Annotated in this window: 10 protein-coding genes; 2 read left to right on the plus strand and 8 right to left on the minus strand. The window is 70.2% G+C overall.

Going from position 1 to position 11,847, the window contains the following annotated elements:
- Window positions 1-898 (plus strand): GTPase HflX (gene hflX, locus MFF42_RS01775; protein ID WP_238254084.1); only part of this gene is annotated, 898 nt, incomplete at its 5' end.
- Window positions 899-995: 97 nt separating this feature from the next.
- On the opposite strand, the gene MFF42_RS01780 is transcribed toward hflX, so the two are convergent.
- From MFF42_RS01780 to MFF42_RS01815, 8 genes are all read right to left on the minus strand, one after another.
- Window positions 996-2,564, minus strand: coding sequence for a SulP family inorganic anion transporter (locus tag MFF42_RS01780; RefSeq protein WP_238254092.1), 1,569 nt, complete (start codon window positions 2,562-2,564; stop codon window positions 996-998).
- Between the two features lie 10 nt (window positions 2,565-2,574).
- Window positions 2,575-3,282 carry a carbonic anhydrase gene (locus MFF42_RS01785; RefSeq protein WP_238254093.1) on the minus strand — a complete coding sequence of 236 codons (708 nt, stop codon included), beginning with the start codon at window positions 3,280-3,282 and terminating at the stop codon, window positions 2,575-2,577.
- A gap of 300 nt (window positions 3,283-3,582) precedes the next feature.
- The gene (locus MFF42_RS01790) at window positions 3,583-3,897 is read right to left on the minus strand and encodes a hypothetical protein (RefSeq protein ID WP_238254095.1); all 315 of its coding nucleotides are present in this window, start codon (window positions 3,895-3,897) and stop codon (window positions 3,583-3,585) included.
- Between the two features lie 506 nt (window positions 3,898-4,403).
- Window positions 4,404-4,790, minus strand: a complete 387-nt coding sequence (gene copM / locus MFF42_RS01795) for a CopM family metallochaperone (protein WP_238254105.1) — start codon at window positions 4,788-4,790, stop codon at window positions 4,404-4,406.
- A gap of 28 nt (window positions 4,791-4,818) precedes the next feature.
- Window positions 4,819-5,214, minus strand: coding sequence for a hypothetical protein (locus MFF42_RS01800; RefSeq protein WP_238254107.1), 396 nt, complete (start codon window positions 5,212-5,214; stop codon window positions 4,819-4,821).
- Window positions 5,215-5,239: 25 nt separating this feature from the next.
- Window positions 5,240-8,416, minus strand: coding sequence for an efflux RND transporter permease subunit (locus tag MFF42_RS01805; protein WP_238254116.1), 3,177 nt, complete (start codon window positions 8,414-8,416; stop codon window positions 5,240-5,242).
- 13 nt (window positions 8,417-8,429) lie between these two features.
- Window positions 8,430-10,139 (minus strand): efflux RND transporter periplasmic adaptor subunit, encoded by a 1,710-nt coding sequence (locus tag MFF42_RS01810; RefSeq protein ID WP_238254131.1) that lies wholly within the window; start codon window positions 10,137-10,139, stop codon window positions 8,430-8,432.
- A gap of 69 nt (window positions 10,140-10,208) precedes the next feature.
- On the minus strand, window positions 10,209-10,607 hold the full coding sequence (locus MFF42_RS01815; RefSeq protein WP_238254133.1) for a hypothetical protein: 399 nt from the start codon (window positions 10,605-10,607) through the stop codon (window positions 10,209-10,211).
- 635 nt (window positions 10,608-11,242) lie between these two features.
- Between MFF42_RS01815 and MFF42_RS01820 the strand changes: the two genes are divergently transcribed.
- The gene (locus MFF42_RS01820) at window positions 11,243-11,725 is read left to right on the plus strand and encodes a Ros/MucR family transcriptional regulator (protein WP_238254135.1); all 483 of its coding nucleotides are present in this window, start codon (window positions 11,243-11,245) and stop codon (window positions 11,723-11,725) included.
- The last annotated feature ends 122 nt before the right edge of the window (window positions 11,726-11,847 follow it).

Genomic DNA, 11,847 nt, shown 5'->3' on the forward strand with positions numbered 1-11,847 from the left:
GGAGCGGCAGCGCGGCGGCTTCGGCTTCCTCGGCGGTCCCGGCGAGACCCAGATCGAGGCCGACCGGCGGATGATCCAGGAGCGGATGACCCGGATCGAGCGCGATCTCGAGGCGGTGACGCGCACCCGCGGCCTGCATCGCAAGAGCCGCGCGCGGGTGCCGTACCCGATCGTTGCCCTCGTCGGCTACACCAACGCCGGCAAGTCGACCCTGTTCAACGCGCTCACCAAGGCGGAGGTGCGGGCGCAGGACATGCTGTTCGCCACCCTCGATCCGACGGCCCGGGCGACCAAGCTGCCGCACGGCGAGACGGTGATCCTCTCCGACACGGTGGGGTTCATCTCGGACCTGCCGACCTCGCTGATCGCCGCCTTCCGCGCGACGCTCGAAGACGTGATCGAGGCCGACATCCTGCTCCACGTGCGCGACGTATCGCACGGCGACACCCAGGCCCAGGCCGAGGATGTCGAGGGGGTGCTGCGCGAGCTCGGAATCGAGCCGGACGCGGAGCGGATCATCGAGGTCTGGAATAAGGCTGACCTTTTGGACGAAGGCGAGCGCACCCGGCTCGTCAACCTCAGCGCCGCCCATCGCGGTGCCGGGGCGGCGCCGATCCTCGTCTCGGCCCTGACGGGGGAGGGGCTGCCGGCTCTGGCCGAGCGGATCGAGGCGCAGGTGGCCCGCGCCCGCTCGACCTTCGCGGTGACGCTTCCGCCGGAGGACGGCGCCGCGCTCAACTGGCTCTACGAGAACGCCGAGGTGCTCGACCGCCAATCCGAGACCGGCGGCGCGATCGCGCTCACCATCCGCATCGCCCCGGAGAAGGAGCCGCGCTTCCTCAACCGGTTCGTGGCGGCCCAGCGCATCGGCGGACCGCAGGACAGGCCGGCCGCGTAGGACGGCTCGCCCGGCCGACGGGCTCCGAGACGTGACACGAAGAGGGCCGGTGCCGCGGTTTGCGGCACCGGCCCTTCTCATGTTCGCGCCCTCGACCTCAGTCCTTCGGCGCCGCGTGGGCGACCATGGCGAGGCTGTGGTGCAGTCCGCTCGCGCCGCCGCCCACCACCTCGATGCGGGCGCCGGTCTTCGCCCGCCGCGTCGCCCATTCCCGGATCATCTCCAGGCAGGTGTGATCGACGTGGCGCAGCTCCGCCGCCGCGAGGCGGACCGGCGTGCCTTCCGGCGTGCGCTCCAGCGCCTCGTTGAGGTGCGGCAGTTGCAGGAAGGTGGCCGAGCCCGAGAGCTTCAGCTCCGGCACCGCCCGGACGGCCCCGGCCTGCACCGTCTGCGCGGCGCCGCCCTCGATCTTCAGGGGACCGCGGAGGTAGTGCGGGATCACCTGGGCGAGGCTCAGCGCGAGGCCCGTGAGCACGCCGGTCAGGAGGTCGGTGGCGACGACCATCACCATGGTCGCGAGCCAGATCGCGGCAGTGGGCAGGCCGTAGCGCTCGTGCAGGTGGAAGGCGTGGGCGGGGCTGACGAGGCGCCAGCCGGTCACGACGAGGATGCCGGCGAGGGAGGCGGTCGGCACCACCTTGAGCACCATCGGCAGGATCAGCAGGAAGGCGAGGATCCAGCTGCCGTGCAGGATGGTGGAGGCCCGCGACGCCGCGCCCGCCTGAACGTTGGCGGAGGAGCGGACGATCACGCCGGTCATCGGCAGGCCGCCGGCCAAGCCGCACAGGATGTTGCCGATCCCCTGCGCCCCGAGCTCGCGGTTGTACTGCGTGCGCGGGCCGTCATGCATCCGGTCCACCGCCGCCGCCGAGAGCAGGCTCTCCGCGCTGGCGATCACCGCCAGCGTGATCGCCATCAGGATCATCGCCGGATCGGTCAGGCGGCTCCAATCGCCCGTGCCCGGCAAGGCGACGGCCGAGAGGATGTTCTCCGGCACCTCGACGCGCTTGACGTCCATGGCGCCGAGGACGGCGACGAGGGTGCCGGCCACGACGCCGACCAGGGCGCCGGGAATCAGCTTGAGCTTGGCCGGACGAACCTTCTCCCAGCCGAGCATCGCGACGATGGTGGCGAGCCCGACGATCACGGCGCCGGACCGGTTGCCGTCCGGGCTGGAGACGAAGTTGAAGAAGGCGCCGGGGATGGCGACGAGGTTGTCGAGACCGCTGGCCTTGGGCAGCGCGTCGGTCAGCACGTGGATCTGCGCCAGCACGATGAGGATGCCGATGCCGGCGAGCATCCCGTGCACCACGGCCGGGGAGATCGCCCGAAACCAGCCGCCGACCCGCAAGGCCCCGGCCAGGAGCTGGATGGCGCCGGCGGCGACGAGGACCGGCCCGAGCGCGTCGATGCCGTGCTCGCGCACGAACTCGAACACGATGACGGCGAGCCCCGCGGCCGGACCGCTGACCTGAAGCGGCGAGCCGGCAAGGAAGCCGACGATGATGCCGCCGATCACGCCGGTGATGAGGCCGCGCTCGGCCGGCACGCCGGATGCGATGGCGATGCCCATGCAGAGGGGCATCGCCACGAGGAAGACGACGAAGGAGGCCGGGAGATCCCGGCCGAGGGTCGATGGCATCAGCCTGGCGAAGGAGGCGCGCATGGCAAGGGTCCTACTCCGCCGCGAGGACGTGGGAGCCGGCGAATTCCGGCGTGGCGAGCCGTGCGGCCGGGGCCTGCGCGACGGGGACGCTGGTGGCTTCGTCGATGGGGACGAAGCATCCGCGCTCGCCGCAATAGGCGAGCACTTGGCCGCTCTCGATCTCGAAGAACCAGCCGTGCAGGCGCAGCTTGCCGCCGGCGAGCGCCGCGGCCACGCTCGGATGGGTGCGCAGGTTGTTGAGCTGCACCACCACGTTCTCGAGGGCGAGGGCGCGGTGCCGCTCCTTCGGGTCCATGCCCTCCGGATAGGCCTCGCAGACGATCCGGTTCGCCGCGTGACTGTGACGGAGCCAAGCCGCCACGTTGGGCATGCTGCCCAGCGCCTCGGGGTTCATGAGCCCCTTCATGGCGCCGCAATCGGAATGACCGCAGATCACGATATCACGCACGCCGAGCGCGACGACCGCGTACTCGATCGCGGACGACACGCCGCCGTTCTGCTGGGAGAAAGGCGGGACGATGTTGCCGGCGTTCCGACACACGAAGAGGTCGCCCGGACCGGATTGCGTGATGTGCTCGGGCGAGACGCGGGAATCGGCGCAGGCGATGATCAGGGCCTGGGGCTGCTGACCGTCGCGGACCAGCTGCCGATACATCTGTTGCTGGCCCGGGAAGACCGTGCCGCGGAAGTTCGAAAGACCTTGGATGATGCCGTCCACGGCAAACCTCGCTGTCCGTCACCGCGCGCGAGCCGTCGCGTCGGGACGTTTGAATGGCTGGCTGGATGACAGACGGCGCACCGCCTGCCGGGTCGCCGAGTGAGATCCGACGGGACGTGGCGAGGCCGACGCCTGCAGTCGGGCACGAGGCCGCCCGCGCCGTCGCGAAGGTCGCGACGGCGTGCGAGCCGGTGCAGACTCGTCGGGAGGGTCCGGGCGCTCGGGAGCGGTGCGGCCGGAGATCGGGCGTGAAGACGCGACCGGCGGCGCGGACCAGGCCACGCCGCCGGAGGGCCGTCCTTAGCGCGCCCGGCGGCGGGGGGCGGGGCCGGCGGCCCAGTTCGGCTCGACCGTGCCCCGGCGCAGGGCCGAGCGGGCGACGCCGCCCTTGGCGCCGGCGTTCTCGCTGAGCATCGGCGCACCGAGGATCTGGCCCGTGCCCCTCCGCTGCGAGTGCAGCGAGCGGGGGTCATGATAGGGATCGTCGACGTAGCTGCTCATGAAGCCGCCGCCGGCCTGCTGGCGGCTTCCACTGCCGCCGCCCTCCGCCTGCGCCGCGATCGGCAGAGCGAGCGCCGCCGCCGTCAGAAAACCGACCGTCATCATACGCTTCATGTCTATATCCTCTCGTAATCCCTGAGATGCGAGATTTTTGTCTTGTTTCTCGTCGCATCAGGACAGTAATTCCTCGAATTATATTTTGAAAGTGCGTTTTATCACCGAAATATACTTAAGATTTAATCCCGAGAGAGGGCGGGCCGGGTGTGCGATAGCACTCCCCATTGTCCAATTTTGACGAAGTAAAGGATGAAAATCGAACTTGCCTCGGCAAGTTTTAATCCGTCGCGTCGCCGAAAATGAGCGAGCTCAGCGAGCAGAGCCAGAATGCGAAGGTCGTTCGCCGCGGCCGGGAAAAGGCGGCGTGTCTCCGGCCGCCGGTCCCGCTTCGATTGAGGAGCACGGTCTCCGGTCGACCGTTCCGGTGATTGCCGTCTCCGTCATCGCGAGGCGATGCCGAAGCGATCCAAGCCACGATCTTTCCGAAGACGTCGCGCCCTGAATCGCTTCGCGGCCGCTCGTGAAGCCGAAGTAAAAAACAAGGTGATGTTTGGGAAAGCGGATCAGCGATGCTTGGCGTCCTGCTTGCGCATTAAAAAAGCTTCCATCTGCGCGATCTCGGTGTCCTGCGCCTTGACGATCTCTTCGGCGAGCTTGCGGATCTCCGGGTCTTTCGAGTGTTCGAGGGCGATCTTCGCCATCTCGATCGCGCCGCGGTGGTGCGGGATCATCCCGCGGACGAAATCGAGATCGACGTCGTTGGTGTAGCGGATGTCCATCTCGCGATGCATGCGGGCGTCGGCATCGCGAAACGCCTCGGTCGCCGCGCTGTCGCCGACGGTCGATGTCGCGGCCGGTTGGGCATGTCCGTGGTGGTGATGTCCGTCCCCGGCGAGGGCCGGAGCGGCGAGGAGGCCGAAGAGGAGGGCGGCGGGAAGGGCTTTCATCATCGCGTTCATCCTTGGATCGAAGAGGTCGTCAGTCGAAGCGGGCGTTGGCGGTGACGCCGTCGGGCGCGGTGATGCGCACGGCGCCGGTGGGGAGTTCCCCCAGGGTCGCGTCGGCCTTGCCTGCGAGCCGGTTGCCCTCGGGGTTGAGGGGGATGCGGGCGGTCTTCGCGCCGGATTTGAGGATCGCGACCGCTTTGAAGCCCTCGACCGGCAGCGGCTTGCCGGCGCCGTCGCTCAGGTAGACCGAGACGGCCTCGGCCCGCGTCACGAGTTCGGCGTGCCACGGCCCAGCCCCCTCGACGCGCCCTCCGTTCGGGCCGGGCGGATGGTCGTGACGGTGGGCGCCGTCATGGGCCTGCTGCGCGCCGGCGGGCGCGGCGACGAGGGTCAGCGCCAGGGCGGCGCATCGCATCGCGCGGATCATCGGTCGTCTCCTTCATTGCGAGGGGTCAAAAGGCTTCGCGCACCGGCGCGTGCAGGCGGTCGGCCGGCGCGGGGGCGTGGAGCCGGTCGAAGGCGCCGCGCCCGAACATCAGGACCAGGACGGGGGTGAGCACGGCGTCGAGGAGGGTCGCGCTCATCAGCCCGCCGAAGATCGTCACCGCCACGGGGTGCAGGATCTCCTTGCCCGGAGCCGTCCCGTCGATCAGGAGCGGCACGAGGGCGATGCCGGCGGACAGCGCCGTCATCAGCACCGGGGTCATCCGCTCCAGGCTTGCCCGGGTCACGAGGGCGGGCCCGAGCACCAGCCCCTCCTCGCGGGCGAGGTTCAGCATGTGGCTGATCTTGAGGATGCCGTTGCGGGCGACGATGCCGGTGAGCGTGACGAAGCCGATCATCGAGGCGACCGAGAGCGGGAGGCCGGCGATCCAGAGCGCGAGCACGCTGCCGATCAGGGCCAGCGGCACGTTGGCCATGACGATGAGCGCCAGCGGCACGGAGCGGTAGCGCCCGTGCAGCAGGGCGAAGACGAGGGCGAGCGAGACGAGGCTGAGCCCGCCGATGGTGCGGGCGGCCTCGCCTTGCGCCTCGTAGGTGCCCTCCAGCCGGGCGCTCACGCCTTCCGGCAGGCGCGTCTCGTCTAGGACGCGGCGGATGCCGGCGACGATCGCCGCCATGTCGGTGCGGCCGTCGGAATTGGCCTGGACCACGATCCGCCGCCGCCCGTTCTCCCGCAGGATCTGGTTCGGCCCGTCGGTCTCGCGGATGTCGGCGATCTCGCGGGCCGGCACCCATCCCGACGGCGTCTCGATTAGGAGGTCGCCGAGCGCCTGCGGGCTGCGCCGGGCGTCGGGCAGGCGCAGGGTCACGTCGAAGCGGCGCGGTCCGTCGGCGATGGTCGAGAGGGTGCGTCCGTTGGCGAGCCGGGCGATGGTCTCGACCACGGTCGACGGCGAGACGCCGTAGAGCGCGGCCCGGCCGTAATCGACCCGGATGTCGAGCTGCGGGATACGCACCTGCCGCTCGACCTGAAGGTCGGTGACGCCGGGCACCCGCGCCGCGATCCGTTCCCGGAGACCCTCGGCCGCGGCGCGCAGGGCGTCGAGGTCGTCGCCGAACAGTTTCAGGGCGATCTCGGCACGCACGCCGGAGAGCATGTGGTCGAGCCGGTGCGAGATCGGCTGGCCGACATTCACCGTCACCGGCAGGACGGCGAGTCGCTCGCGGATCTCGGCGATCACGGTCTCGCGCGGGCGTCCGGCCCTCAGCCGCACTTCGAGGTCGGAGGAGTGGACGCCCTCGGCGTGCTCGTCGAGTTCCGCCCGGCCGGTGCGGCGCCCGACGGTGGCGACCTCCGGCATGTCGAGGACCAGCCGCTCGGCGATGGCCCCCACCCGGCTGCTCTCGGCAAGCGAGATGCCGGGCCGGAAGGTGACGGTGACCGTCAGCGAGCCCTCGTTGAAAGCCGGCAGGAAGGCGCGCGGCAGCTGCGACGCGGCGATGCCGGCCGCGACGACGCAGACGGCGACCCCCGCCACCAGCGCCCGGGGATGGGCCAGGGCGATCGTCAACAGCGCCGCGTTGCCCGCCTTCAGCCTGCGCACCAGAGCAGGCTCGTGCTCGGCGAGGCTTTTCATACCGGGCAGGAGCCAGGAGGCGAGAACCGGGGTCAGGGTCACGGAAACGAGCAGGCTCGCCAGGATCGCGACGATGTAGGCCTGTCCGAGCGGCGCGAAGAGCCGCCCCTCGATGCCGGAGAGCGCGAACAGCGGCACGAAGACCAGCACGATGATCGCGGTGGCGTAGACGATGCCGGAGCGCACCTCGCTGGAGGCGGCCACCACCACGTCGAAGACGCTGCGGGGCGAGCCCTCGGCCCGGTTCTCGCGCAGTCTTCGATAGATGTTCTCGACATCGACCACCGCGTCATCGACCAGCTCGCCGATGGCGATGGCGAGGCCGCCGAGCGTCATCGTGTTGATCGAGAAGCCGAGCGCCCAGAACACCAGGGCCGTGGCGAGGATCGAGACGGGGATCGCGGTGAGCGAGATCAGCGTCGTGCGCGCGTTCATCAGGAAGGCGAACAGCACCACGGCCACCACCGCGACCGCTTCCATCAGCACCCGCTCGACATTGGCGAGGGAGGTCTCGATGAAATCCGCCTGCCGGAACAGGATCTTCTGGGCGTCCATGCCCTTCGGCAGGGTGGGAGCGATCTCCTTCAGCGCCGCCTCGACGTCCCTCGTCAGGCGGACGGTGTCGATGCCCGGCTGCTTCTCGACCGACAGGATCATCGCCGGCTCGCCGCGATAGCCGCCGTCGCCGCGCTTGGGCCGCGCGGCGAACGCCACCTCAGCGATCTGGCGAAGGTAGACCCGGCCCTCGATCGCCGGATTGCCGGTGCCGGGCAGGTCGGCGGCGGCGGTCGCGCCCTGCGGACCCGTCGGGATCACGAGGTTGCGCAGATCCTCGAGGCTCAGGGTCCGGCCGATGTTGCGGATCAGGATCTCGCGGGCGTTGGCGTCGGCAAACCCGCCGCCGGCATTGGTGCCGAAGCCGGACAGCGCGTTCGCCAGCGCCTCGTTGGTGACCCCGAGCGCCCGCATCGCCGCCGGGTTCGGGCTGACGCGGAACTGGCGCACCTCGCCGCCGATGGGGATCACCTGCGCCACGCCCGGTATCGAGAGCAGGCGCGGCCGCAGGATGAAGTCGGCGGTCTCGCGCAACTGCATCGGGCTCGACGTCTCACCCGTCACCGCGACGAGCAGGATGCCGCCCATGATCGAGGCGACCGGGCCCATCTGCGGCGTGACGCCGGCGGGCAGCTCGGAGCGCACCAGGGCGAGGCGCTCGGCCACGAACTGGCGGTCGCGATACAGGTCGGTGTCCCAGCCGAACTCGACGGTGACGATGGAGAGCCCCACGCTCGACACCGAGCGCACGCGGGTGACGCCGGGCAGGCCGTTCATCCGGGTCTCGATCGGATAGGTGACGAGTTGCTCCACCTCGGGCGGGGCGTAGCCCTCGGCCTCCGTCATCACCGTGACGGTGGGGCGGTTGAGGTCGGGCAGGACATCGACGGGCAGGCGCGTCAGGGCGAGGCCGCCCGCCAGGACGAGGGCGAGGCAGAGGGCCAGGACCAGAACCCGGTTGAGCAGGGCGGTGCGGACGAGGAGGGCGAACATGGCGCGTCGTCCCTCAGCGGACCTGATCGAGCAGTTCGGCACCCTGGACGACGATGCGCCGGCCGGCCCCGACGCCCCCCGCCACGATCACCCGCTCGGCATCGAGCGGCTCGACCCGCACGGCGCGGGGCTCGTACCGCTCGGCGGAGACGTGCTCGTAGACGACGGCGCCGGACTCGGTGCGGACGACGCCTGAGCGGGGCACGGCCAGACCGGCAACGGTCTCGCCGGTCGGCGCGAGCACGGTCACGAACTGGCCGAGCCGCACGCCCTCGATGCTTCCCGTGATCGCGAACTGCACCGGCACCGCCTGGTTGCGGTCGGCGAGTCCGGCGCCGCGAGAGGCGAGGGCGAGATTTCGCCCATCGGGCAGCCGCGCGGTGGCCGCCGCGCCGGGCTCCAGGGCGACGAAGCTCAGGGCCTCGACGTAGAGCTTTTCGGGATCGACGATGCGAAACACCATCGTGCCCGGTGCCGCCATCTGGCCGGCGACCGCCGACCGCTCGGCGACCACGCCGTCCACCGGCGCAACCAGTTCCTCCGGCGCGCGGCGGATCGTGTCGAGGGCGGCGCGGCGGTCCTTCAGGCCGGTGAGTTCGGCGCGGGCATCCTCCAGAGCCGTCTGCGCCACGGCGCCGGTCGCGGCGAGACGCTCGTAGCGGGCGACCTTGCGGCCGGTGATGGCGATCTGCTGGTCGAGGTCGCCCTGGGTCTGGCGCATGTCGGAGAGGTCCACCGCCTGGACCGGCGGGGTCACGGTGGCGAGCACGTCGCCCTTGCGGACCCGCGCACCGAGATTCGGGAAGCCGCCGGACGGGGCAGCGAGGCGCCCGCCGACGGAGGATTGCACGACGCCGCTGGCATTCGGATCGGCGATGACGCGTCCCGGCAGTTCCACCGTGCGGCGGTGGTCGGCGATGCCGGTCAGTCCCGTGCGGAGCGCGAGCAGGCGCTGCATCGATTTCGGAACGAACACCGCGCCGTCCGGCAGGCGCCGGGCGCGCTCGACGCCCGAGGTCGCCGGGGCGGTGAGAGCCGCCCCCTGAACCGGGGCGGCTTCCTGCGCGCCGTCGGCGTGCCCCTCATGCGCAAGGGCGGCCGTCCCGAGGAGCAGCGTCAGGGTGAGGGCGAGGACCGCGAAGGCCGGCAGCGCCCGGCGGGAGCGCACCAGCATGATCACGGCGAGCCCGAGCAGGAAGCCGCCCGCGGCGGCGCCGATCGGTCCCTGGTGGGTGAGGTGATGCCGGAGATTGGCCAGCCACGCCGGCGACGGGACGACGGCGGCCGGCGCCGGCTCGGGAAGGTGGAGATCGAGGGCTAGCACGTCCGTGGCGCTGTCGGCGCTCACGGTGGCGAGAAGATCGTGGCGGCGGCCGCGGGCGAGCCAGGGCGCGGCGATCTCGTAGACGCCATCACCGGCGGCCGTCGCCTCGACCGGACCGTCCGGGGTCTCGACCTCGATCCGTGCGCCGCTCACCGGCTCGTTGCTGGCAAAGCGATCGAGATAGAGACGGACCCGGTCCTTGCCCGCCACCGCCACGAGCTCGAACGCCGTCGAAACGGCCTCGGCGCGCGGCGCAGCCTGCGGGGGCGGGGCCTGTACCGCGTCATCACCGTGGCTGTGACCCTCATGGGCCAGGGCTGCGCTGCCGGAGGCCGATGCGGCCGCGAGCGCGAGCGAGACGGCCAGCGCCCGGAGCGCCGCCGCGAGACGGATGAGCATGTCGAACGGAACCTTCGCCAGGAAAGCAACGACGTCACCCGGCAGCAAGCTGCCAGATGGGAACGAGCGTCAGGCGAGGGGTCTGGGCGGTTCGATCTGTGTGTCGGGCACGATGCCGGACAGGCGCGGTCCGTCGCAGGTCGGCGCGCGGTCACGCGGAGACGGCGGAGCCAGCAGCGGATTTGGGGAGGGGGCGAGCCCGGTCGCACAGCAGGACGAGGGTGCGTGACCGCAGGCGCCGCCGGCCAGGCAGGCCGCACAGGCACAGGCGATTCGGGCGGTCTCGATGACGGGAACGACGTCGGTGCGAACGATCGCGGACGGACCGGCAAGCCGAGCCTCGACGGCGACGACCGCGGCCTCGGACGACGACGCGCTCACCGCAGGCTGTGCCTGAGGCACGTGCCCATGGGCGCCGTGCGCCTGCGCGCCGGACGGCATCAGCGCCGCGGCGATCGTGACGATCACCGCCGCCAGCCAGAGCGCTATGGGACGAGCGGACTTCATTGCTCTCGTCCGTAGCACGGCCGGGCCGTGACAAACAGAGGCGAGAACAGAGGCGACACTTCGGCTTCGCCTGCGTGATGATTCGGCAAACAGGCCGCTCGAAGAAGACAGACCCGCGAATCCAGGCTCGGCGTGAAAACAGTCGCCCCGGCCCGACGCGGCAGATCGTCTCGCGCAGGTTGTAACGTTCCGCTCGTCGGCGCCGCCCCGGGTGGGATCGGAACCTGCGTCACCGACACGATCGGCCGCCGCCGGCCCTCGCGATGGGAGTCTGCGCTATCCGGCTCCAAGGCATAGAAAGATTGCGAACACGGCGCCGAATTACATGATCCCTTCGTAGCTTGGATCCAATTTCAGAAGAGGCGAACCCGGCCACATCGTCCGCGCGGGCAAGGGGAAGGTCGAGCTCTGATACACCACTGGACCGTGCGAGCTTGGCCTGCACTTAACCTTCTACGCTTCGTCGGCAACGCTGAACTTGAGCGCGCTTCCCTCAATACCCACAAGCCTGACGTAGATTTTTCAATTCTTCTCTTGCATCGCTGCGCTGCACGTATGATCTTGGCGCCCGGGGGCTCACGAAACGGACACGCAGAATGACAGAAGAAAACCAAAAATCGTTCAACGACTTCGTAGAATTGGCGAGTGACATCGTCTCATCGTATGTCTCGAACAACTCGGTGCCCGCCTCCGAGCTCCCCGGCCTGATCATCAACGTTCATGCCGCGCTGACCGGTCTCAGCAGCCCCGAGACCGCTGCCGCCCCCGCCGAAGAGGTGATCGAGAAGCCGACCTCCGCGCAGATTCGCAAATCCGTCACCCCGGACGCGATCATCAGCTTCATCGACGGCAAGCCCTACAAGACGCTCAAGCGTCATCTCGGCACCCACGGCCTCGATCCCTACTCGTATCGTCAGCGCTACGGCCTGCCGAACGACTACCCGATGGTCGCCCCGAACTACGCGGCGCAGCGCTCCGCCCTCGCCAAGTCGATCGGCCTCGGCCGGCCGGGCGGCCGCATCGAGGAAGAGGCTCCCGCTCCCGAGCCGAAGTCCCGCTCGCGCCAGAAGGTCGCCTGATCCGACGCTCGCCGCCGCAACGGACGACCGGTTCGGTCGTTCGTGAAACCTTTGCCTTCGGCGAGCGTCAACCGCATGATCAAGACGACGAGCGGTCTCTCCGTCCGCTCGTCGTCTTGATC

The organism is Methylorubrum podarium, from assembly GCF_022179745.1.
GTDB classification, from domain to species: domain Bacteria; phylum Pseudomonadota; class Alphaproteobacteria; order Rhizobiales; family Beijerinckiaceae; genus Methylobacterium; species Methylobacterium podarium.